The organism is Allohahella marinimesophila, assembly GCF_039538005.1.
Classification (GTDB): domain Bacteria; phylum Pseudomonadota; class Gammaproteobacteria; order Pseudomonadales; family Oleiphilaceae; genus Allohahella; species Allohahella marinimesophila.
The window spans coordinates 59,811-82,414 of sequence record NZ_BAABBO010000024.1 but is presented as its reverse complement, the minus strand read 5'-3'; the positions used below and the strand labels follow the sequence as shown (position 1 = coordinate 82,414).

Below are 22,604 nucleotides of genomic sequence, written 5' to 3'. Positions count from 1 at the left end.
GGTTTTTCTACAGCCAGAACGCCCAGCACAGCCGCCGGCAAAAGTGGCACGTAATTGCGCAGCAATTTGAGTGACACTTTTGACGGTCGGTTGCTGCTGCTTGTTAGGCGCCTTTCTCACAGCGTGCCAGCCTCCGGCCAATTACGCCAATGGGTATTGTTCTTATCACTTGCTTCAAATGACTCAAATGAACCCTTTTCAAGTGCATTTGCAATATTCTTGAAGTCTTCAGATGAGCTGGGTAGCTCCCCATCTGAAATATCAGGATGCTCCCAGTCATCTAATTGGAAAAGTAATTCCATGCTTGGCAACACGCTAACTCTTAATTCTTCTTGTGTACACAAAACTAACTCTCTGTAGTTTTCTGCTAAAAACCGACAGAACTCGAAAGTTAGCGGAACATCTTCTTCTAGCTCAATTCCTGATTTCTCATAGTCAGAAATCAGCGGAAATGAAATCTCTTTGCTTCGCAGAAGACATGTTCCATTGAGGTTAAGACTTTCTTGTTCTTCTTCATCTATCCAATCACTATTGTCGATTGGATAGATAAACCTTGATTCATTAAATGGGTTATTTTCTAGATAGTTTCTGTATGCTTCTTCAGATACATATTTTTCCGATGAATCTCTTTCATAGAGATTATTTGAGAATGTGTAAATTTGAACATCAGGGTCACCTGACCTTGGAGAGAAACCAAAAACTTCAATTACGATCGCCCAGTCACTTTCATTTCCAAAAATTGACATCCTCGTTGCAGCTAAATAGACATAGCCATTATCAAGGACAGGAAAAGTGAACTCTTCTGCACATGAATCTAAGGTCTCAAGAATTTTTTCAGACGTCCATTTCATTCACGATCTCTCTTTACGCCTAACGCTGCCATCATGGGCAAATTGGAGTGGAGTATTTTGTGCAATAATTGAGCGAAGCGAAAGCACAAAAAACGGAACGGAAATTTGTCCCTTGCATGGCCTTGTTATGCACTCACCTAATTGCGTCTGCATAGAATCCCAGCACCTCTCTGAAACTGGGATGTTCGGTTATAACTCCAGTCTCAACATCGAAGCGAAAGATCAGCCTCGAGTCATAGGAGGCGGCGTAAATCCAGTTCCCTGTCTCGTTACAAAAGGGCAGTACCCTCTCACGAAATTGAATGTCTGACATTTGGAAAACGAGCTCGTCAGCAGAAGAGAAAAGCCTCACGCCGCCATAGGCAGATGGATTCGCGATCGGAGAAATTTTGAAGGCACTGCTTAGTATATCTACGCCATCGAACTCATCGTAAATGTAGCGGATCTGAGCGGGGACGTCTGTCGCATAGGGAGCATCCCTTCTTCGGTACAAGTGAGAGTAGTCACCATTTTGGTGTTCAATTCGAACAACCGAATCTGTTTCGATAACATTTCCAGCCCATAGGCCCAGAATTTCCTCAACCAGCCCCATATTCAATTCCTGCATAACGCTTTGCTCTGCGGCAGCGTGCAGTTGGCGGCCTTTTTGCCAGCGAAGCGCCGCAGAAAAGATGCCAACTGTGCGATGACCGTAGCAGCAACTTGTTATGCATGATTCGTACGACTCGGCGTATAACCTAATTGATCCCGGATATGATTGATCCACTGCTCGTGCTCAACTCTGACAGCATTCTCCTCAGGTAGAGCAGTAAGGAACAAATATGCGTCAACCAAGTCGCGCTCTAATGGGCCCTCAACTCCTAGCTGTGTACGAAGCTCTTCCAGCTGTATTACTAAGCAAAAATGAACGGATCCAGCGTGAGCGCTGTATCTCCGTACCGTCGGATGGGAGAGCACACCAAGACCGAGCCGCGCCTTAGCGGCAGCCTCCAAGCCCGATCCAGATCGCGAAAGCCTATAACTCTGACCCAATATCCGGCTTGCACGGAGCGCCGCCGAAAAAGTGCGAATTATTCGGAGCAACTAGAGTCCCCTCATAACGCTACCTGCATAACGCCGCGTCAACCGGCGGAGTAAAAATGACGGCTGTTTTGCATGTCTTTGCAAAACAGGTGACACTTTTACGGAGTCCGTGTTGAACGCCTTGTTATGCAATTTTTTTAAGAACACGCTGAAGCCTTTTTGTGTGTTTCTCTACGGCACTCCAATTCCAGCTCTCTACTGGTTCTTGCTCGGGATGAACACCACTCCATTTATTTGCCCTTTGTTCTGAATTTGATGTCACTCGATTAATCTGGACATTTCTTTCAGCACCATCAAGTTGGAGAATTATTTGACCCCAACCTGACCAAGTATATCGAAATTTTTTACCTATAACTTTGTCTCGATTTAGAGCGATTTTCTCCTTCGTTAAATCACATCCCATGTCGTGATACACAATTCGTATATCTATGTTGCTCTGTTTTTCGATTAAGTTATTCGTTAAGTAACGAGCAAGTTCGCCTGAACAAAAAACTCAATTGGCTCACGATCGAAATTAGAATACCCTTCTACTACCCGCAGAGTCTCTTTGGAGAATATTGCCTCTGCTACTAAGGTGATTTTTTCTGGACTATGTTTCATGGTATTTTTTGCATAACGCTGCCATCATGGGCAAATTGTAGTGGAGTATTTTGTGCGACCATTGAGCGTAGCGAAAGCACAAAATACGGAACGGAGATTTGTCCCTTGCATGGCCTGGTTACGTGTGGAGCCGCGCGCGCAGTCGATGCAATAGATTCAGCTGTACTTTCTGAAGTCGGTGCCCTTCCGACCCCTCCGGATGATGCCCGTACCTGGCAGTTACTCGATCCTCCTGCTCAGAGACAAATTTCTCTATTGAAGACAGCGTTTTACGCAGAGAAACTATAGCTTCATTTTGCTCGCTATTCCTAGCTTGCGATAATTTCAAAAAATGGAGCAACTCGCTCTCGGAAAATGGTTGAAAGCCATAGCTGACTGCACCGCACCTTATGGTAAGTGGCTCCTCAAACTCGTACACCCAAATTTTGATTTGATCTTCTGTTAACTCAATACCATCGATCTCGTACTCTCGGGCTTTGACTTCACCGAGAGTGATGGGGGTGGGTTTCAGGAAATCATAGTTAACGAGATCGATCACCAACACTGGGGTATCGTCTTCTGTAAAGGAGCTCCATGGCAGCAGCCTCATCGATAATTTTTCGTTATCCGACGATAGGGCTGCCAAGTGTCCGCAAAAATTCTTAAGTTTCTCAGCACTCATGACACGTAACGCCGTGCTCACGAGCGGCCGCGAAGCGGTTGTCTCGTGCAGTATCTTGTTACTAGCCGAGCCGCTGGCAGTCGGCGAAGCCGGGCTGCCGGAGCGCAAGCGCAGGCCGGAATATACCGGAGCGAGCGAAGCCAGTAGGTTGGATAAATGATAGTGCATCGAACGCCACTCCGCTGCTGCCGAAGCTGTGTACCTGCCGGCTAATAGTCAGACCAGGCAACGCCACCTGATGAACACACCTCATCAGCTGGTATGCCGAGGATGCTCATAGAAGCCACCAGCCCATTGTCCGGTGAGCAGATGACCTCGACCCACCAAAAATATCGAAACGAGCCTCGTGCTAGTAACGCCTTGCTCAGCCGCATGCGCGCTGGAGCGGGTTTTGCGCGACAATGGCGCGAAGCGACATGCGCAAAACTCGTGGAAGCGCGTATGTCGGTTGCAGCAACTGGTTATGCATTTTTTACTAACCCTGCCTCTAATGCGAAAGCCTCAAGCTTGTCATCTAGATTATCCAGGTCTTTGTAGAAATCAGTGTCCAGTGTATCTAAGTCTGTGGGCCGATTGAGTTTACGAATTAATTCCCATCGCTCAGTTTGACTTTTTGGCACTTGGTTAGAGCCAAACAATTGCTCCTTTGCTTGCCTTAATAGCTTAATTGAGTTGGTCGCACCCAGTTGAACTAAACCATGCTCAGCATCGCGGTAATGTTCAGCGGATGTGTTGGTAAAATATTGGTCGAACCCTCCGTTGTAAACTTCGCCGCTTAGGACATTAACCGAATAATAAAGCTTTTCAGTTGCCGAGAGTGCTTCAAAACCACCACGTTGGTTATACACTTTATCTACGAGCTCTCGCCATAGCGCTCGATACGGGCATGTTCTTTCAAGCTCTCTTTCCTTAGCTGCACGCTCTTTAGCTAGATCCATACTTTTGCGAGTACCATTCTTACAGGGCATGCAAAGCCCACCTGTACGTTCAGCCGTGCTTGGTAAAACCATTGCCCCGCATTCATTGCATGGGATCCTATCGATCATCTCGAGCCTTTGAGTGCATAACGCCGTGATTTGCAGCGCGCGAAGCGTGTCTGCAACATTATCTTGTTACTCGCCGAGCCACTGACAGTCGGCAAAGCCGGGCTGCCGAAGCGCAAGCGCAGGCCGGAGCCTCACGGAGCGAACGAAGCCAGTACGTTGGATAAATGATAGTCCATCGAACGCCACACCGCTGTTGCCGGAGCTGACTACCCTGCCGGCTTACAATCCTAATCTGGCAACGCCACCGGATGAGCGCAACTCTTCAGTCTTGGTGCCGAGAAAGCTGAGGGGAGCCACCAGCCCATTGCCTGGTGAGCAGATGACCTAGAACCACCGAAGCTTTCTAAAAGAGCCTCGTGCTANTAGCTGAATTCTGCAGCTAAGGCGGACTACCGAACCAAAGCTGGTGCCTCCAGGGACTACTCCCGCCGAGGCCTACCGCGACACTGCCGACAAATAACAGCTTATTACAATGCGCGCTTCGAAAGCCCCGGGCCCGCTTTTTGGTCTCATGACTTCAGTATGTCAGAAAATCCCTTTAGAACAAGAAACTGCATCTGGTTGTCACCTTGTATGATCATCAGGTGTCGCCATTCTCCATGGAAAAAACATGCGCTCGGGCAAGACGAGCATTTGGCTGCTCTATAAGCCGCACCGCATTTCCAGAAAATTCAATTGGAACAAAATCTTAGAATAACTCACCAAGGGAAGATCGAGCACTCAAGCCCGGGCTTACTAAGCAAACCCCTTTCCAGAATTCATCGAGGCCATTACACTGTATAGATATACAGCCAGAGAAGGATCTCTGATGAAGTCCAGGTTCATGGAAAGTGTGCGAACGGAACTGCGCACGCGGCATTACGCTTATCAGACGGAAAAAACCTATTTGTACTGGATCAGGCAGTACATCCTGTTTAACGACACCAGGCACCCTGAAACCATGGGAGCGTCTGAGATCGAACGCTTTCTCAATCACCTGGCGGTGAATCGGTCGGTGAGTAAGGCCACGCAGAATATTGCGCTCTGCGCCATTATTTTCGTCTATCGGCACGTGCTTCACATCGAGATAAAAGACTTGGCGTACAGCCTTGCGCGAAAGCCGCGCCGGCTGCCAACCGTGCTTACCCCTCAGGAAGTGAGCGCCATTCTGGCGCAGATGGAGGGTCAGTACTGGCTGATTACCGCGCTTCTGTATGGTTGCGGTTTTCGAATAAATGAAGTCCTGAGACTGCGTCTGAAAGACATATGCATGGTGAGAAAGTCGATCCTCGTATTTGGCGGCAAGGGAGACAAGGACCGCTATACCTTGCTGCCTACGAACCTACTTGCCCGAATCGAACAGCAGATGGAGAGGGCCAAGGCAATTCATGAAAATGATGTGCTTGAAGGCTACGGCTTCACATCGATGCCGCCTTCCCTGCTCAAGAAATACCAAGGTACGCTGCGGCAGACACCCTGGCAGTATCTTTTCCCGTCCGCCATGAGATCGATTAATCCCTACGACCAATCAGTCTGTCGCCACCACCTTCACAGCAGCGCCTACGCACGGCAGCTGCGCACCGCTGTATCCATAAGCAGTGTCTGCAAGCGCGTGACCGCACATACCTTCCGCCACTCCTTTGCCACACGGCTGCTTGAAACCGGCAGCGACATCAGAACTGTGCAGGAGCTGCTTGGCCACAGCGATCTTCGAACGACCGAAATCTACACACACGTCCTGGGCAATCAGCGGGCAGGCACCATTAGTCCGCTCGATACCATTCCACTGGTGTGAATCTGCCGCAGCAGCCTCGCGACTACCTTAGGCAGCATTAGACCGATTGTGCTTGCCAGGACCGGCCTTCTTCGCACGCTTGCTCCCAATCTCCTCAACCTTCCGCTGCTTTTCATACAAAAACCGCAGCACTTCAGACCGCAGATGCGTGTACTGTGGATCTTCAGCCAGTCCAAGCCGATCACGCGGCCGCTCGAGATCAACCTCCAAAATTTCCCCAATTGTGGCCGCTGGCCCGTTGGTCATCATCACGATTCGATCAGACAACAACACGGCTTCATCCACGTCGTGGGTAATCATGATCACTGTATTATTCAGCTCGTTCTGGATCTCCATCAGCGAGTCCTGCATATGGGCCCGCGTGAGAGCGTCCAGTGCTCCAAAGGGCTCATCCATCAGCAGCACCTGAGGCTCCATCGCGAGGGCCCGAGCGATACCGACACGCTGTTTCATACCGCCAGAAATCTCGCCAGGACGTTTGTGCATGGCATGTTCCATATGCACAAGGCGCAAATTGTGCTCAATCCACTCTTTCTTCTCTGCCCGGCTCTTTTTGCGGCCAAAGACCTGATCTACCGCCAGCTCAACATTCTCATAAGCGGTCAACCAGGGTAGCAGCGAATGGTTCTGAAATACGACGGCGCGCTCGGGGCCAGGTTGATTGACCTCCTTACCGTTCAGAACGACGCCCCCTTTACTCGCCTGATAAAGACCTGCCACGATATTCAGCACCGTTGACTTACCGCAGCCGGAGTGACCGATCAGTGAGACGAACTCACCTTCCCTGATCTTGAGGCTCACATTCTGCAGCGCCGTGAATGGGCCCTTTGGGGTGTCGAAGACCATATCGATATGGTCGATATTCAGTGTGATGGACATGAGCTGTTCTCCACTTGGTGAGTATCTGTTGGGTCGCCCAGTGTTAGCTGGCGGCAGTGTTCTTGTCCCAGGAAACGTAGCGCTGCAGCGTAAGCATGATGCGGTCGAGCATGAAGCCAATCAGGCCGATGACGATAACGGCAGCCATGATGCGTGCGAGTGAGGAGGAGCTGCCGTTCTGGAACTCATCCCAGACGAACTTGCCCAGGCCCGGGTTCTGCGCGAGCATCTCCGCAGCGATCAACACCATCCAGGCGATGCTCAGAGACATTCGCATACCGGTGAAAATCAGTGGCACGGCGGCGGGCAACACGATCTTCTGCACGTGCTTCAGTGGCGGCAGCCGGAGCACACGGCTCACGTTCACCAGGTCCTTGTCGATGGTTGCGACGCCGAGTGCGGTATTGATCATCATTGGCCAGAGACAGCACAGGGTCACAGTGATCACTGAAGTCACGAAAGATTTCGCGAACATGGGATCGCTGGTCACATACACGGCGCTGACCACCATCGTCACCAGCGGCAGCCAGGCCAGCGGCGAGACTGGCTTGAAGATCTGAATCACAGGATTGACCGCAGCGCTCAGTGTCTTGTTGAGGCCGATGGCGATGCCTAATGGAATGGCTATGATGGCCGCCAGCATGAAACCGCTCATGACGGTGAGCAGGCTGGTAAAGATCTGATCGAGAAAGGTCTCCTTGCCGGTATAGTCACGAATACGTGGTTCATAGCCGGGGTCGGCAGCAACGCGTTCAGCGTTGCGCTCTTCCTGGCGCTGGTAGAACGCGGCTTCCTTCTCACCCGCGACTACATGCTCGTCGTAGAGGTTACCGAACTGCTCGGCAACCGCCGCCGGCCCGGGAAAGGCGCCAAGCGAAGTCTCGATGTTCTTCGCCGCGAAACTCCAGAGCATCAGGAAGATAGCAATGCCCACTAATGGCGCGATAAACGGCTTCAATGTAACTGTGAACAGCTGACCGAGGTCGATATCACGATCGGACGGAACTGGTGCAATGACCGCCCGATTCACGGTCGCACCTGCTGTGGCTTGTGGCGTGGCTGCTGTGTTTTCCATGACTATGATCCTGCGTGGGGCTTGAAAAAAGCGCTTAGAGCTTATCGCCGGTTTTCAGGCCGATCTTGAAGCTGTCGATATAGGCATTGGGTTTGGAGCCGTCGTAAGACACGCCGTCGATGAACTCTGTCTGCACAGGCTTGAAGCCGGTTTCAGAGGCAAAGTCCGGAAAGTCTTCGGCCTTGGCCAAACCATCTGCAATGAGCGACTTTGCGGCTTTGGTATAGATGTCTGTGCGATAGACCTTCTTCGCCAGATCCTTGTACCAGTCGTCAGGCTTGTCTTCAGCTATCTGTCCCCAGCGACGCATCTGGGTCAGGTACCAGATGGCATCCGAGTAATAGGGATAGGTAGCGTTGTAGCGGAAGAACACGTTGAAGTCCGGCACCTGCCGCTTGTCGCCCTTTTCGTACTCAAAGGTGCCGATCATGCTGTTGGCGATAACGTCGTAATCAGCGCCTACATACTGCGGCTGTGACAGAATCTTCACGGCCTTGGCTCGGTTGGCGTTATTGTTCTCATCCAGCCACATGGCAGCCCGGATCAGCGCTCTGGTCACTCGGACCGCGGTATTCGGGTTCTTCTCGATAAACTCTTCTGTCATGCCGAAGACTTTTTCCGGATTGTTCTTCCAGATTTCGTAATCGGTAATGACTGGCACGCCGATGCCCTTGAACACGGCCTGCTGGTTCCAGGGCTCACCGACGCAATACCCATTGATGGTGCCGGCCTCGAGCGTGGCTGGCATTTGTGGCGGTGGTGTAACTGATAGCAGGGCGTCCGCCTGCAGCTGGCCTGAAGTGTCGCCTTTATGCGGCGCATAGTAGCCAGGATGGATGTTGCCAGCGGCCAGCCAGTAGCGCAGCTCGTAGTTATGTGTGGACACGGGGAACACCATGCCCATCTTGAACTGCTTGCCCTCGGCCTTGAACTTGTCGACGACCGGCTTGAGTGCATCGGCCTTGATCGGATGCTCAGGCTTGCCATCGGCATTCATTGGCAGATTGCTTTTCATCTGCGCCCAGACGTCGTTGGAGACGGTGATGGCGTTGCCGTTCAGGTCCATCGAAAAGGGAGTGACGATATTCGCCTTGGTGCCGTAGCCCATGGTCGCAGCCAGTGGTTGCCCGGCGAGCATATGTGCCCCGTCCAGCTGACCGTCAATGACGCCATCCAGCAATACTTTCCAGTTCGCCTGTGCTTCGACTGAGACATAAAGGCCTTCATCTTCGAAGTAGCGGTTTTCATAAGCGATGGCGAGCGGTGCCATATCGGTCAGCTTGATGAAGCCAAATCTCAGCTCTTCCTTTTCCGGGTACCCAAGCTTTTCGGCGTGGGCACTCCCTGCTGTGACGCAGAGCGAGATTGCCGAGGCCATAGCAGCTGCCTTGAATGAAGTTGACCAGTTCATGCACAGTTCCTTGCGTGGTGTGTGTAGCTGAACTGGTCATAGCAGAAAGCATGCCACATGCTTTTTTCGCCTATAATCATATACTTACAATAAGAGATGTTTGATTTTGGCGCAGAACGAGAGTGGCTTTGGTGCGGGGGTAGCGAAAATCGCACTGGAATAATGCAGCGGCGTTTTTTAGCCGTGCATCATTTCAGGGCAGAGAACGGTTAATCCATGGTTACAGGGCGTAGCTGAACCCGAGCTGATAACTCATTTGATCCTGACTCTCGACAACTGGACTCTCACCGGCGTCGCCGATCAGCTTCTGATAGCTGACGGCCGTAATCAGGTTGAGCTCGCGGGTGACGAAATACAGCAGTCGGGTGGACACGCCGGCAGAATGAAAGACGTCATCACTGTCATAGACTGGTAAGCCACTTCGAAGTGTCTGACGCTCGCTGATGCCGAACCAGGCATCCTGAAAAGCGTCGCTGCCGAAAAAGGCTTTCACACCGTTGATGATCATGAAGCGTTCCCCTAGTCGGTCATTTCGGCTAAAACCGAGGTCACCACTGACACCGGTGTCGTCTCCGGTGAACTGGTGATCGACAGTCAGCCCCAGGGTGTAGCTGGCATCGAGCACTGGACTTGTGTCCGTGATCTCGAACTTATAATCGGCGAAGAAGCTCACCTTCGCCCCACCATCGATATCGCCAAGACCTTCCAGCCTGTCGGCATCATCCTGATCGCGACCGAAGGCATAGCCCAGGCCGAGCCCTACGGTCAAAGCCTCTACCGGTCTCATGCCGACACCGGCACCATTGATCGGATTGAAAAAGTACTGGTTGTACTGCAGGTCGATAAACGGCAGACCAATGAGTTCGTGATCGTCGCCACCGAGATACTCGGGCCGATACATGGCGAGAGCACCGATGACGGATTTTATTTCGGGGGCTGCCGGCTTGCTGCCGGCCTCTTCAGCACCGGCCTCGACGACCGGCAGAGCAAGACCAAGGCACAATGCGGACCCCCAGAAAAATTTACCACATGAGGTCGTCTGGAATCTGGTAGTCGGCATAAGGGTCATCGCTCGCGGTGTCTGTCTTCGTGTCCTCGGGTCTGAGGCCACTTTGTTTGTTGAACAACAGCACCGAGCTTGCGATCGGTTCGATCTGCAGTTCTGCGAGCAGGTCGTTCAGCGCCTGTTCGCGCTCGATAATACGCTGGGCAGTCTCTGCAGGGACCAGTTCGTAGCGGCCTTTACTGATGACGATGGCCAATTGACCGCGCTGCAGTGCACCTTGCTGCGGTCTATCCACCCGAATCTTCTTCACCTTGCGCTGGTCGACGAATTGGAACGGCACCTCAGCATCTTCACGCAGGCCTGCTTCCTGGCCGTGTTTCACACGATTCGTTTCGACCATCTGCCGCACTTGAGCGGTACACTCCTGCCGCTTGCGCTGCACACTGTCCTGCTGGGCCCTGGCTCGATCGCGGGCCTGCTGCTCTTCCCGTCTCTGCGTCGCCTGTTCTGCTGCAGTATTGACCTTTTCGGATTTCTTCGGCTTTGGGGCCTGCTTCGTTGCCTTTCGCTTCTCCTGCTTGATCGATTTTGCTTTCTTGCTATCGACCAAGCCAGCCTGCATCAGTTGTTCCTGAAGAGACTTTGCCATGATGACTCCTGTAATCTGTATGATGTGGCCAGACGAGAGTATTGCATTCACTGCCAGCCTCAGGCCAACCTTTTGCACCGCGAACGCACACAGACCAGCTTATATATGTCATTTCCTGATCAGCGCATCGACACCATCATCCTGGCGGGCGGACGCGGGGATCGTATGGGCGGGCAGGACAAGGGCTGGGTCGACTTCGGTACTTCCACATTCATAGAAGCCACGCTTGCGGCCTTCGCAGACACGCCGGTCCGGCCTCTGATCTCGGTCAATCGTAATCTCGAACGGTATCGCGCCCTTGCTTTGCAGCATGATGGGCTGGTGATACAGGATCTCGAGCCTGATTTCAGGGGCCCTCTGGGGGGGCTTGTCGCTGCTGTCTCTGAACTTCAGTCCGACTGGGTTTTCGTGGTGCCATGCGACACACCTCTGTTGTCTCCGCTGTTCGCACGTCGCCTGCTGGCTGCTGCACAAGACAAGCCGTCAGCAGATGGTTTCGTGGCCAGCGATGGCCAGCGCATCCAGCCGCTGCATTGCCTGCTCAAACGCTCTGCCCTGCAGCAATTGCCGGCTTTTATGGCTGTCCCGCGCGAACGTCCACCAGGCATGATGGGCTGGACGAGTCAATGCGATGTGCGCGAGGTGGATTTTTCCGACAGTGGAGCGATGTTCGCAAACATCAATACACCGCAAATGCTCGACAAGGTCAGAGCCGCTGGTAGGCGATTCCAGGATTAAAGCGGGTCATCTTGAATTTATCGGACAGCGAGCCCGGCGACTCTGACGCACCAAGCATGAGAAAACCGCCAGGTTTCAACACCGCATGCATACGCTGCAGGATATCGGTCTTCACCGGGCCGGCAAAATAGATCAGCACGTTGCGGCAGAAAATGAGATCGAACTGCCCCAACCCGCTGAAGCTGTCGAGAAGATTGAGGATTCTGAATTCCACCATCGTCTTGAGCTTGGGCGCGACTTCCCAGGTCCCGGCGCCACGATCGACGAAAAACTGGTTCAGGATGGTCTGATCGAGTCCCCGACCCAGAGCCAGTTGATCATAGCGGCCTTCCTTCGCGTTATCGAGCACTCTGGCTGAAAGATCGGTCGCCACGATCTTGGCATTCAGCCGATCGGCGCCCTGGTGCTGCCTGAACTGCTCTATCGTCATGGCGATCGAGTACGGCTCCTGACCAGTCGAACAGGCGGCCGACCAGATTCTCAAAGGTTTTGAGGCCATTTGCGAAATACTGCCCGAGCTCGGGCCAGTTCGGGTGCTGCGCGCCGTGCCCATCGGCTCGAGACCAAAACACTGCGGCAGAATATGTTCACGGAGATTGTTGAACGGATGCATGTCACGAAACCAGAGCGTCTCGTTGGTAGTCATCGCATCAATGACCGCTTCACGCAGGGGAAGTGGATGGCGCACATCTATGCGCCGCACAAGCTCCGTCAGGCTGGATACACCGGTTTCGATCAGAATGCGTCGAAGACGACTAGCCACCAGGTACTGTTTATTGTCGCCCAGCACAATCCCGCTACTTCGCTCGAGAAATTGTCTGAACACGTCGTATTCGTTCGCCTCAAAGGTCATTCGCTGCGGGGTTCATCCCTGATAATTTCATTGATCCGCTGGGCAAGCTCATCGGGGCTGAATTTGGCCATGAAGTCATCTGCACCGACCTTGGCCACCATGGCTTTGTTAAACACGCCACTGAGCGAGGTATGCAGCATGATGAACATGTTCTGCAACTGAGGGTTTCCCTTGCAAAGGGTGGTGAGCGTGTAGCCATCCATTTCCGGCATTTCCACGTCGGAGATCATCAGACTGAGATGATCTCGAATATCGCTGCCATCAGCTACGAGGCTTTCGAGATACTCCAGCGCCTCACGGCCGTTGTTCTTGGTCACCACCTTCAGCCCTACGGCCTGCATACAGTGAACTATCTGCCGTCGGGCGACCGACGAGTCGTCTACCACGAGAACCGACTTGTCCTTGACGCTTTCCCTGACATCTTCATCGATGAATTCCGCCGCTACAGTGTCACGAGTCGGAGCTACCTCAGCGAGGATTTTCTCCACGTCGATGATTTCGATCAGCGTATCTTCAATTCTGGTCACTGCCGTGAGATAGCTATTTGGTCCAGCGCCTTTCGGCGGCGGCTGCATGTCGCCCCAGTTGAGGTTGACGATGCGCTCCACGCCGGACACCAGGAAGCCCTGGGTCTTGCGGTTATATTCGGTAATGATGACGAAGCACTCGGGGATCTCTTCAGTCGGGATGCCCTGCTGGCCAGTAGCCATGCCCATATCCATGATAGGAATGGTGCCGCCTCTGACATGGGCTACGCCGCGCACGACCGGGTGCCGCTGTGGGAGCAGGGTCAGTTTGGGGCACTGCAGAACTTCCTTGACCTTGAACACGTTGATGCCATAGATCTGCTTGCCGCGCAGCCTGAACAGCAAAAGCTCGAGCCGATTCTGGCCGACGAGCTGTGTACGCTGATTAACACTATCTAAGACGCCAGCCATGCCTGGATACTCCTCGTTTCGCTCAATGGCCTGGTATTTGCTTTAGCTACTTCAGTAGCTTGCTGTCGCAAGGGACAGTCCAGTCATTTCAGGCCTTCCCCAAGCATAGGCAAGATTCTGGATATTTCTATTCTGTCGGGGCACTGATATGTACCAATTCGAGATCCGCCAGCGTTGCCTTTGGATACGCGCTCAGTTGATACGTCTATGTGTGGTCATGGGCGTCACGCTGAATGTATCGGCAAACACCAGTGTAGAGCCGGTATGGCAACAGCAGGTGGTGGCGGCGACTGAGTCGTTCATGCGCGCCTACGTAAGAGGCCTGAAGCTCGATGCAGAGGGCGAGCGCCTGGAGTACGAGATCAACTCGCCAGATGCCCGCCTGAACTATCCGGCCTGCCGGCAAATGCCCGAAGCATTGGCATCAGAGTCCGCCAGTCGCAGCGACAGCAAGGCACTGCACAGTGGTGGCCGCCTGGTGTTGAAGATTTCCTGTGAGTCTCCCGAGAGCTGGACTATCTACACGCAGGTTCGCATCGTCCATACCATTAGTGTGATGCAGGCGCGCCACGCGATTCCTCGTGGCAGCAGCGTTGCAGATGCTGAACTGATTGCAGTAGACACGGATATCAGCAAGCTGCAGCGAGGATATTTTCGCGATCTGGAGTCGCTCAAGGGCTGGCGTAGCAAGCGCACCATCCGAGCGGGTGAAACACTGAGTCCCGGCATGATGCTGAAAGAAAAGGCCGTGGGCCGTGGAGATCGCGTTGTGATCGTGGCCAGCACAGGAGGCATCAATATCCGCATGCAGGGCGAAGCCCTTTCTGATGGCACGATCGGCCAGCAGATTTCGGTGCGTAACCTGAGTTCGGAACGTGTGGTTCGGGGTCGAGTGGTCGGGCGTGGTGAGGTTGAGGTAATGTTGTGATGTGCCGTCTCAATTGCGACAGGTGGTGTGTGGACTGGCGGCAAATGTTCGCCGTAGCGGAAGGTGTTCTTGCGGACTGCAATAGTAGCTACTGGCGCAAAACTGCCGCTCAAGAAATTTCTGCATTCAGAGCTAAAGTTTTTCGATCGGTGGCCGATATATCGTACATGGGCGCTGGGAATGCGCAGACAAATTCAGGTTACAGCTGTACGACAGCAGGTATCAACTCATGAATATCAACGGGTTCAGTGGCGTTCCGGGGAAAGATAATCCCCTTAGTTCTGCTTCCAAAGATGCGGCGAAGACGCGTGAAGCCAGTGTTCAGGCCAAGCCGGCAGCGCCTGCACCTGAAAAAGGCAAGTCCGCTCCGGGGGACTCCGTGGTGTTGAGCGCCCAGGCCCGCAGCCTGCAGAAGCTTGAGAGTCAGATTTCCGATCTGCCTGAAGTGGACACGGATCGCGTTGCGGATCTCAAGGCTCGAATCGATTCTGGTGAATATCAGGTCAACTCACGATCTGTGGCAGGAAAGTTGCTTAGCTTCTAGTAATGACGTACCTGTGGGACTGGTCCCACAGGTCAGGAAGCAGGCAACCGTATGTCAAACCAGGCAGTAAACATTCAGTCCCTTCTGGACATCCTCCGTTCAGATATTGCGAGCCTTCAGCAGCTCCAGCGTCTTCTCCGCTTCGAAAGAACTTTCCTCGAACAGGGCGATCTCGAAAAGTTCAAACTTGCCGGCGAGAAGAAAGTCGCTTGCCTCGAGCAGATTGAACAGAATGCTACCCTGAAGACCTCCTGGCTCAAGGCCAACAATCTCAGCATCGAGAAATTCCGACAGCTCGCACGTGAGCGTGTGCCAAAGGCTTTCGAGCTTCTGACCGAAGCTGAAGATCTGCTCAAGGCCGTCAGCGGTCTTAACCGCGTCAATCAAAAGATCATTCAGCTGAGCCAACAGCGGGTCGAGCGCATCATGGATGTGTTACGTGGCAAGTCGGCTGCGCCCTCACTCTACGGCGCAGCGGCAAAGACAGCGGCAGCTGCAGTTGGACACGGCCAGGCCATTGCCAGCGCCTGACCCGGTATCAGCGCCGGTAGAAGCATATGATGCCTACTGAGCAATGACACAAAAACAGCGCCCCGAGGCGCCGTGAATTCCGAAAGGCGCCGATGAGGCGCCTTTTCTGTTTAGTGTACTGTCTGATGCAAGATTAGAACGGTCGAATCTTGATGCTGGCTTCGTCGCTAAAGCGAATGCCTTCAAGCTGAATCGTACCGAAGGTGGGGCCACCGACCTGGCCGGCGGGCCTGATATCCCGGAAGCTGACCCGTTCAATGAGGTTTGGCAGAATTACATTCATTGCGCCAGTGTCATCGAACAATGGCTTGATACGATCTTCAGAGATATGAACACCGACCACCTCAATGTCCGAGTCGAGCACCTGAGTGATTGGCAGCAGTACCTTGCCAAGTTGACCCAACACCTTTACGCCGTCCAGCCCCTGCTCTGATTCGCGTGCCGATGCCTGTCGAACATCACGCTTGTCGGCTTCGTAGCCTACAGGCATCTGTCCATCGAGTCTTGAGGCGAGTCTGTCATCGAAGCCCTGGGCGGTTACACCAGCCATCTCCGACTCGGCCATTGGCTGGAGGCCGGCAATCAAGTAGCCTTTTGCGGCGACGGACTCGGTAGATTTCGGTGCAGGAACAATGACCGGAGCCGTGGTCGTTGCAGCCATCGCCAGCATGGGCTGCAGGGGCGCACTGACCGCTGCCAGAACAGTCGCTGCGAATCGCAGCCGTGACTGTTGCCTGAGGGCCCGCTTCAGATCCCGCTCAGTAATGAGCGACTCGGCTACCAGCAATTCACCAAGCCTCAGAGATTCACCCTGGCCGGCCAGTACTGCTTCGGCCTGTTGCCGCAGCGCCAGATCGAGCTGTTTCTGTGTAACATAGCCACGGTTGACCAGAATCTGGCCTAACCTTGAGTTAGTCATCGATGCGAGTTTCTGCGAGTCACGCAGGGTCGAGTCGCTACCACTTTTGTTGTTGAATTTTGCTAACATGACCGCGTTCTCCAGGAACATCTGTAATGATCTCAGTCTGGTCCAAGGTTTGATAACTTGGTAGGCGTTTGGCGTTAAGAGTTGTGTGTGTTTGAAAAGAGCAGTGAAGCTATGCAAACAGTCCGGAACCAGATCACAGAATCGCGCCCTTCAGCCCTGGCAGAAGTGGCCGCGCAGGCCTTGGCGAAGCAATCGTCCCGGCTGAGTTTTCCGGCTGAGCTCGAACAGGCCTTCCTCATCTCGCACGATGCACGGCACGCTCGTACCAATCGAATGTTCGCCCTGCTGGGCGCATTGTTCATTCTCATTTCAGGCGTCAATGATTTCTGGGCCATGCCAGACCAGGCCTGGCTGACCATATTATTGCGAGCAGGCGCATTACTTCTCGCCCTGTTGGCGGTACTCGCTATTGGTGTGCGCACCATACTGCCCCGTATGGGCGCGCTGTACCCTTCCTTGTTGGTACTGTTTTCGCTGTACTCTCAGGCCGCCCTACTCTTCATTACTGGCGTGGCTGCGGAACAACTGCATTTCACCTATCAGCTCGGCCCCCTGCTTTTACTGCTGTTCATCTGCCTGCTGACGCGGCTACGTTTTCAGATCACGCTCATCATCGTCATCTGCATGTGGTACATGCAGTATTTCGCGACCAGTCTGTGGATCCGATTGCCGGCGGAACAAAGCGTCTATGTGATGGCGGTCTACACCGTGCTCTCAATCATCGTGCTGCTGGCAAACTACCGGTTCGAGCGCGAAAGCCGTCGAGTGTTTCTACAGGATCTGTTGCTAGTGACCGAGCGCGAAGAACTCAAGGCCGCGCGAGTTCAGATCGAACAACTGAGCCTGACGGATGATCTCACCGGGGTGGGAAACCGGCGTCATTTCGATCGTCAGCTCAGTCACGAATGGTTGCGAGCCAAGCGCAGCCGACAATCGTTATCGCTGCTGTTGTTCGATATAGACGCGTTTACGCACTATAACGAGCAATACGGCCGCGCAAGCGGAGATCGTTGCCTGCTGAAGGTCGCCGAAACCATTCAGTCCAGGGCCAGACGACAGAGTGATTTGCTCTGTCGGTATTCCAGTGAGCAATTCGCACTGCTGACACCAGACATCAACCCGGCGGACGCCCTGCTGCTCGGTAAGTCGATCGTCGACACGGTGGCTTCTTTGAGCCTGCCTCACGAGGACGCACCGAAACACTCACATGTCACTATCAGCGCAGGCTGCATGACGCTCTGGCCCCATAAGCAGCCTGACATCAAGGATCTCATCCAGGGTGCAGACAGAAATCTACGTGAGGCCAAACGTGCTGGCGGCAATCAGGTCGAAGCCACTAGCACGGTTGAGGCTGGGCACTGAACACCCCGTTTTTCGCGGCGGAACAGGCGCTGAGCCCGCAGCTTCGACATCGTTTTGAAGCAGTAGCCACTGCTCTGAACGCCCAGTGGCTCGACCATGCGGTGAGTGACGTAGGTGCGCCGGCAGCGGTGTTCGAAGCTGATCTTTCATCCCAGGGTGAGGTCTTCCCCTTGCTCCTTCTGGCCCTTGGTTTGCGCTTCGTCCAAACCACACCACGGGCTTCAAGGCTTTACTGCAGAGCACGTGTCGAACACCTTCTCTCACCCGAAGCGCTGCGGACGCTCTGCGACTGGCTATTGACTGAACCGCAGTTCACACAGCTACTGCCAGACGTCCCTGAGCTGCGGCGCCTACAGGACGACTTTGCCCGTGAGTATCCACTAGCCTTTCTAGCCAGCCAGCGGCTTGTGCTGGCTGGCGGGCAGGTCATTCTGGATCTGCTTATAACGAAGGATGCTGAGGCGCTGTCTGACGGATTGACTGTAGCAGCGACCCTTGAGACCTGCCGTGTGCGCCGTCTCCACGACCAGTGGAAGCCACGCGTCGCGATTCTGGGTAGCGGACTGGCTGGTTGCAACCTGGCGGCAGCGCTCGCCACCAGAGGCGCCAGGGTCAGTGTATTTGAAAGGAGTTCGACACCCCATACTGGCGCCTCAGGCAATCGACAGGGGGCGCTGTACATCAAGCCCGCCCTCGCCTGGTCCCGTGAAAACCGCCTGCACGTGCTCAGCTATCTGTTTGCCCACCGCTTCTATCAGCGGCATTTCGCCGAGACTCAGTCGACCCAGCAGCCCTGGTCGCACTGTGGTGTTCTGCATCTCGCTCAGAATGATCGCGAACTACAGCGAATCGCTCAACTTCACGCTCAGGCTATATATCCGCAGCGCTTCATACGGCCGCTGGCGCGGCAGGAAGCCGCAGACATGGCTGGCGCGCAGCTCGACTGCCCTGCCGCCGCCATGCCTCATGGCGGGAGCTTGGAGCCTGCGAAACTGTGCCAGCGATTATTGCAGCATCATGACCTGAGGGTGCTAACCGGACAGCATCTGAATGAATCCGACTGGGATGCTGTGGTATGGGCGGGTGGGCATCCTCAGGCAAACGACCCACTGTCACCTTCCGCGCTGCCGCTCCGTCCTATTCGTGGTCAGATCAGTTCAATTCGAGTGAAGGCCAACGATTCGACAACGCTCAATGCTATGCCCAAACAGGTGCTCAGTGGCGATGGCTACGTGATGCCGCCCTTACAGAGCGAAGCGGACTCAACATGGCTAACCTTTGGTGCGAGCTATGCAGTGAACAGGCTTGACAGGGAGATCAGCGAGATCGAGATGGCCGACAATAGCCGGCAGCTGGCGAAAACGCTCCCAGAACTGGCTGCAAGACTTGAGTCGACTCAGCTGCATCGCGAAGAGCGGGCAGCCATACGCTGCGCGTCGACCGACTACATGCCAGTGGTGGGCCAGGCCCTCCGAGAACACCTGGGCATCAATGAACAGCCAGACAGCGAAATCGCCAAAACGCTCTCTGGAGACCGCCGACTCTGGTTCATGACGGCCTTCGGCTCCAAGGGACTGGCGCTGGCGCCGCTGCTGGCAGAGCAGCTGGCCTGCACCATTCTGGGTGAACCTACTCCGCTAGAGCCTGATCTCGCCGACGGCTGCGACCCTCGACGCTGGGCTCGCAGGGCCGCGCTGAAGGGCTATTCGCCTTCGACTGGCGGCACTGGCTGAGGTGGACAATCCGGATTGATGGCGAGGTTACAGCTAGCCAGGTCCCCGCCGTCGAGGGTGCGTACCGGCGCAATGCTGACATAATTTTCGCCGCCCGCAGCATACTCGATAACTTCAAACAGCTTCGCCGAATCGAGAGCCTCCAGCTTGACCAGTCGCTCTGCGCCAGCACTACCACGCTGGCGTTCCCATACCATGAAGAAACGTCTGCGATTGATTTCCTCATTGTCCCGAATATCGTAGCGTGCGCTCCAGGCGTCGATATCGCCCGAATAGGCCTGACCCTCGAAAAGCTTGCCGCCGGTATATCCTCCGAAATAGGTCTGCTCTTCGATAGCGTCCGAGTCCATGGCGCCATCGTCACCTGGCGACACCAGCTGCATGACGGCTTCCGGTGCTGCGAGCGTTGGATAATACAAGGCAAATGCGTCGGGACGGATGTCCCCCTTGACCAGACTCAGGTCAATGGCACCGGTGGTTTCGCCGACAACGATGAATCCGCGATCCACATTCGATATAGAACGCCCGACTTCATCGAAGGCAGTGCCGAACTGGTCCGCTCGGGTTACGGTGCCGTCGTCACTGAATGACGCCACCAGTATGTCCAGAAGGTTCGTCGAATCGCTGGTGATGGCGGTACTGTCCAGCGTTCCCGCGACCGCCACATCGCTCCCGCCAACACTGACCGCAGCATTGTAGACCTCATCTGCCGAGCCGCCCCGTTGCTGCTCGAACATCTGCTCGCCATTGGCAGAAAGCCTGGTCAGGTAGGCATCATAGCCCCCCTGATTGGTACGCCGGGCATCGCCCTGGGTACCGCCAGCCACGAAGACCCCACCTTCACTGTCGAGCGCCAGTTCACCGCCATATTCATTGAAAATGGTACCGAACTGTTTTTGCCAGACGATGCGGAAGCCTCCTGACCGGTTGATCCGTCTCAGTTTCTGGACGACCAGGTCGCCCGAACCGAGCTCATCTGGTCCAAGGCGGTCGAGTGGCCCCGTGAACAGACCATCGACCTCAAGCAGCGTGAAGAGCTCTTCTACAAAATCATTACGCGCCAGAATTCCACTCGACCGATAGGCAATATCCTTGATCTCGACATTCAGCCCCGGGCTGTTAAGCAAGATCTGCTCAGCCACGACACCGTTGCGATCCAGCAAGGTAATCTGCGACGCCATCAGGCCATCGGCGCCAGGGCTTGCCACAGCGAGAATGGCCTCATCCAGCACCGTTGCCTCGAAACCCTGGGTCTTGCCCGAAGGGCCTGTACCGGCCACATAGGGAGTCAACCAGTCGTTGATGAACGCCTGGAAATTGGTATCCGTAGGGGGCGGGTTGACGGTTCCGGTCCGCTCTGCTGAAAACTGCACCAGGGGGTCGCTCTTGAATGGAGCCGCAGGTCCAGTAGCAGGCTGCTGGCCCACCAACTGAATACGCTTTTGCCTTTCGGTGCGCAACACAGGATCGGTAGTATCGTCCTTCACGTTGAATCGCACTTCGAAGCCACCGTCTATCACGATAAGATCATCGCTCAAAACAGTGCCGCTATCGATGTCCTCAGGACGCAGACGGACAGTCAGATCACCGTCAGGACCGAACTCTGCAGTGGAGGCCACTTCATCGACCAGGAAACGCACTGTGGCATCGACTTCAGGGGCTTTGTCGAGTTCAACGATAACATTGGTAATGCCGTTGCGCGCTACACTCGCCTTGTCTACCGTAAATGAAACAGACGGCTCATTGTCCTTCACCCTGATGGAGCCAGCACCCGTTTCCTGCTCCAGCAGGCCGCCGACAATACCGTTGAGTCGATATGATATGGTCTCCTCACGTTCTGCCTCGGTATCGTCTGCAACGACAAGGAGCAGATGGCACTTGGTCCGGCCAGCGGGGAATATGAAACGACCGGCGTCGATTCGGACCGTCTTCAGTCCGCTAGTAGCGGCTTCAAGCTCGGACAATGACGCTGCATTTTCGAACTGGGATTTTTCAGTGAGTCCGGCTGGAATGACAATCTCGCTGACACTGTCCACGCCCGGCCTGAAGTTATCCTGAAATTCGCCCTCCGCGAGTTGGTAGTTACCTTCGACATCGATAACGGAGGCTTCAAACAAGGTAAGGTCGAGGTATTGCAATGTCGGTCGACGATTCAGCTCCCGTTGAGTCAACTCCCTGAACAGATCAGACTCCAGGAACGCCAGTTCGGCATCGTTCAGCAGCGGTTGACCAGCTTCATCGAGCAGACAGAGCGGCTCGTCTTCATAGACTTCACCCGGGTCTTCGGTACCGCTGCTATTTGTGTCGATGAGACGCCGCGGGCGGGTCATCGTTTCGCCTTCGACGAAGGTTCGACCTGGCAGACGCACCTGGTTCGGCCGCACACTCATGGAAAAACGCAGTCGCCCAACGGATTTTCCGTCGGTGACGTTCAGTTCTATACCTTCAAATTCACCAGTGGTGCCTTCGTAATCCGTTGTGCCCTTACCGGAAATTCCCGGGGTACCTTTGATGAGGATGCCACGAAGCAGCCGGTTTTCGACATACTCCACCGAAAGCCATGGTGGTGCGTTCGTAAGCGAGTATTCCAACAGACCGTCGCCGCCCTTGATACCGAATTGATATTCGTAGACCACACCGATGGTGGCGTTGGCCGGTGGATTGCCAAAAATCTGCATCTTCGGCACGGAAGCTTCGTTGTCGCAAGCCGAGAGAAGTGTCACGAATAGCAGGCCAACGAAGGCCTTCAGCAGACGCGGACTGAGACAAACAGTACCGCCGGCAAGCAAACGCTGCGACAGTGATCGTGAGGTACGACGAGTAATGGGCATAGGCCAGTTGTTCTTGATGACTCAGGGTTGACGGGAAATACTATGGGTTTTCCTGGCGGGGCTCTAGTCCGCCTGGCTCAAAACACGCGGGTGATCACATTTGGAGCCAGTATTTTGCTCATA

The 22,604-nt window shown here is 54.3% G+C and carries 20 protein-coding genes; 7 read left to right on the top strand and 13 right to left on the bottom strand.

The annotated features are described in order from the left end of the window. Nucleotides 1-116 precede the first annotated feature (116 nt). The 4 genes from ABD735_RS20010 to ABD735_RS19995 all read right to left on the bottom strand — a co-directional run bounded on the left by ABD735_RS20010 (nucleotide 117) and on the right by ABD735_RS19995 (nucleotide 4,205). Entirely contained in the window at nucleotides 117-851 is a 735-nt protein-coding gene (locus ABD735_RS20010; protein ID WP_344809852.1) for a DUF7003 family protein, read from the bottom strand. 133 nt (nucleotides 852-984) lie between these two features. Beyond that, the gene (locus ABD735_RS20005) at nucleotides 985-1,458 is read right to left on the bottom strand and encodes a hypothetical protein (protein ID WP_344809850.1); all 474 of its coding nucleotides are present in this window, start codon (nucleotides 1,456-1,458) and stop codon (nucleotides 985-987) included. A 1,194-nt stretch (nucleotides 1,459-2,652) separates the two neighbouring features. Further along, complete coding sequence (locus ABD735_RS20000) at nucleotides 2,653-3,363, bottom strand: hypothetical protein (RefSeq protein ID WP_344809848.1); 711 nt, start codon at nucleotides 3,361-3,363, stop codon at nucleotides 2,653-2,655. A gap of 293 nt (nucleotides 3,364-3,656) precedes the next feature. Next, entirely contained in the window at nucleotides 3,657-4,205 is a 549-nt protein-coding gene (locus ABD735_RS19995) for a DMP19 family protein (RefSeq protein WP_344809846.1), read from the bottom strand. Nucleotides 4,206-5,049: 844 nt separating this feature from the next. On the opposite strand from ABD735_RS19995, the gene ABD735_RS19990 reads away from it, so the two are divergent. After that, complete coding sequence (locus tag ABD735_RS19990; RefSeq protein ID WP_344809844.1) at nucleotides 5,050-6,015, top strand: integron integrase; 966 nt, start codon at nucleotides 5,050-5,052, stop codon at nucleotides 6,013-6,015. A gap of 27 nt (nucleotides 6,016-6,042) precedes the next feature. Here the strand turns inward: ABD735_RS19990 and ABD735_RS19985 are convergent, their stop codons facing one another. From ABD735_RS19985 to ABD735_RS19965, 5 genes are all read right to left on the bottom strand, one after another. Then, nucleotides 6,043-6,894, bottom strand: coding sequence for an ABC transporter ATP-binding protein (locus ABD735_RS19985; protein ID WP_344809842.1), 852 nt, complete (start codon nucleotides 6,892-6,894; stop codon nucleotides 6,043-6,045). A 43-nt stretch (nucleotides 6,895-6,937) separates the two neighbouring features. Continuing rightward, complete coding sequence (locus ABD735_RS19980; protein ID WP_344809840.1) at nucleotides 6,938-7,969, bottom strand: ABC transporter permease; 1,032 nt, start codon at nucleotides 7,967-7,969, stop codon at nucleotides 6,938-6,940. A gap of 34 nt (nucleotides 7,970-8,003) precedes the next feature. Beyond that, nucleotides 8,004-9,347 carry a CmpA/NrtA family ABC transporter substrate-binding protein gene (locus ABD735_RS19975; protein ID WP_344809855.1) on the bottom strand — a complete coding sequence of 448 codons (1,344 nt, stop codon included), beginning with the start codon at nucleotides 9,345-9,347 and terminating at the stop codon, nucleotides 8,004-8,006. Between the two features lie 253 nt (nucleotides 9,348-9,600). Next, nucleotides 9,601-10,440, bottom strand: a complete 840-nt coding sequence (locus ABD735_RS19970; RefSeq protein WP_344809838.1) for a MipA/OmpV family protein — start codon at nucleotides 10,438-10,440, stop codon at nucleotides 9,601-9,603. After that, nucleotides 10,403-11,035: a DUF2058 domain-containing protein gene (locus ABD735_RS19965; RefSeq protein ID WP_344809836.1), complete on the bottom strand. Its 633-nt coding sequence runs from the start codon at nucleotides 11,033-11,035 to the stop codon at nucleotides 10,403-10,405. Before ABD735_RS19965 ends, ABD735_RS19970 begins: the two co-directional genes overlap by 38 nt. 105 nt (nucleotides 11,036-11,140) lie before the next feature. On the opposite strand from ABD735_RS19965, the gene mobA reads away from it, so the two are divergent. After that, nucleotides 11,141-11,773: a molybdenum cofactor guanylyltransferase gene (mobA, locus tag ABD735_RS19960; RefSeq protein ID WP_344809834.1), complete on the top strand. Its 633-nt coding sequence runs from the start codon at nucleotides 11,141-11,143 to the stop codon at nucleotides 11,771-11,773. Here mobA and ABD735_RS19955 read toward each other — a convergent pair. Beyond that, complete coding sequence (locus ABD735_RS19955) at nucleotides 11,742-12,626, bottom strand: CheR family methyltransferase (protein ID WP_344809832.1); 885 nt, start codon at nucleotides 12,624-12,626, stop codon at nucleotides 11,742-11,744. The genes mobA and ABD735_RS19955 overlap by 32 nt on opposite strands. After that, on the bottom strand, nucleotides 12,623-13,564 hold the full coding sequence (locus tag ABD735_RS19950) for a chemotaxis protein CheV (protein ID WP_344809830.1): 942 nt from the start codon (nucleotides 13,562-13,564) through the stop codon (nucleotides 12,623-12,625). Before ABD735_RS19950 ends, ABD735_RS19955 begins: the two co-directional genes overlap by 4 nt. Nucleotides 13,565-13,760: 196 nt before the next feature. On the opposite strand from ABD735_RS19950, the gene flgA reads away from it, so the two are divergent. From flgA to ABD735_RS19935, 3 genes are all read left to right on the top strand, one after another. After that, nucleotides 13,761-14,492, top strand: coding sequence for a flagellar basal body P-ring formation chaperone FlgA (gene flgA, locus ABD735_RS19945; protein WP_344809828.1), 732 nt, complete (start codon nucleotides 13,761-13,763; stop codon nucleotides 14,490-14,492). A gap of 229 nt (nucleotides 14,493-14,721) precedes the next feature. After that, on the top strand, nucleotides 14,722-15,036 hold the full coding sequence (gene flgM / locus ABD735_RS19940) for a flagellar biosynthesis anti-sigma factor FlgM (protein WP_344809826.1): 315 nt from the start codon (nucleotides 14,722-14,724) through the stop codon (nucleotides 15,034-15,036). 51 nt (nucleotides 15,037-15,087) lie between these two features. Next, entirely contained in the window at nucleotides 15,088-15,567 is a 480-nt protein-coding gene (locus tag ABD735_RS19935) for a flagella synthesis protein FlgN (RefSeq protein WP_344809824.1), read from the top strand. A 133-nt stretch (nucleotides 15,568-15,700) separates the two neighbouring features. Here the strand turns inward: ABD735_RS19935 and ABD735_RS19930 are convergent, their stop codons facing one another. Continuing rightward, nucleotides 15,701-16,555, bottom strand: coding sequence for a type II secretion protein ATPase (locus ABD735_RS19930; protein ID WP_344809822.1), 855 nt, complete (start codon nucleotides 16,553-16,555; stop codon nucleotides 15,701-15,703). Between the two features lie 111 nt (nucleotides 16,556-16,666). Here ABD735_RS19930 and ABD735_RS19925 point away from each other — a divergent pair, with 111 nt between their 5' ends. Beyond that, the gene (locus tag ABD735_RS19925; protein WP_344809820.1) at nucleotides 16,667-17,917 is read left to right on the top strand and encodes a GGDEF domain-containing protein; all 1,251 of its coding nucleotides are present in this window, start codon (nucleotides 16,667-16,669) and stop codon (nucleotides 17,915-17,917) included. 101 nt (nucleotides 17,918-18,018) lie between these two features. Beyond that, nucleotides 18,019-19,650 (top strand): FAD-dependent 5-carboxymethylaminomethyl-2-thiouridine(34) oxidoreductase MnmC1, encoded by a 1,632-nt coding sequence (mnmC1, locus tag ABD735_RS19920; RefSeq protein ID WP_344809818.1) that lies wholly within the window; start codon nucleotides 18,019-18,021, stop codon nucleotides 19,648-19,650. On the opposite strand, the gene ABD735_RS19915 is transcribed toward mnmC1, so the two are convergent. After that, nucleotides 19,620-22,481, bottom strand: coding sequence for a hypothetical protein (locus ABD735_RS19915; RefSeq protein WP_344809816.1), 2,862 nt, complete (start codon nucleotides 22,479-22,481; stop codon nucleotides 19,620-19,622). The two genes, mnmC1 and ABD735_RS19915, sit on opposite strands and share 31 nt — an antisense overlap. Between the last annotated feature and the right edge of the window lie 123 nt (nucleotides 22,482-22,604).